A 786-nucleotide genomic window follows, 5' to 3' on the forward strand; every position below is an offset into this window, starting at 1 on the left:
GGCGACTACACGCAGTCTGGAGGCAGCTACGGTGGCCTTGGTGGACGAGACCCCAGTACTGGCGGAACCAACGCTCCCTTTGGCGACTACAGGCAGCCAATTGATTTCGGAGTTGGTGGGTATGTAAACAGCAGCTCATATCAAGGTAGCCACGGTGGCGGAGCTATCAAGCTGGTCGTTGCTAATCGTCTCGAGGTCTACGGAAAGATCTTATCCAACGGTGATTATTCTTATAGGGTTGGTGGCGGCAGTGGCGGCTCTATCTGGATTGACGCTGGTGAACTCGTTGGGGATGAGAATACCCTGATTGAGGCCACAGGTGGTCAAGGTTACGTCGCTGCCACCGGCGGTGGTGGCCGCATTGCGATCTACTATGACTCGATAAGTGGAGTTGATTCTAAGCAGCAAATCTTTGCGCGAGGTGGAAGCAATTATAGTGCAACTACAGCCTATGGCGCTGCAGGTACTGTCTATCTCTACGATCGGTCCCTGGCCTCTGGTAATGCCACGCTACAGGTTGTTAACCGATCTAGTGCAGAGAGCTACGAATCAACCTATCTCAGTGGTCAGGTCGATGCCGATATCTATGTCAGCAAGGGGCGGTTGACAATTGGTGATGGTGCACATATCGCCGCTACGATCAGTGGTGATGGTAGTGGCAGTGCCTATGTGATTGCGGAGGGCACATTTACAGCGGCAAACAATGCTTTGCTGGTGGACGGTTTTACCCTGGAACTTGCTGAAGATATTAATTTTGACTCCATCACAGTAGAAAATAACGGAAAA

At 51.7% G+C, this 786-nt stretch carries 1 protein-coding gene; it reads left to right on the forward strand.

Going from position 1 to position 786, the window contains the following annotated elements:
* Positions 1 to 786, forward strand: a 786-nt coding sequence (locus IG168_RS20450) for a hypothetical protein (protein ID WP_226877202.1), incomplete at both ends; no start/stop codon positions are given.

It is taken from the genome of Microbulbifer hainanensis (genome assembly GCF_014904735.1).
In the GTDB taxonomy this organism is placed as follows: domain Bacteria; phylum Pseudomonadota; class Gammaproteobacteria; order Pseudomonadales; family Cellvibrionaceae; genus Microbulbifer; species Microbulbifer hainanensis.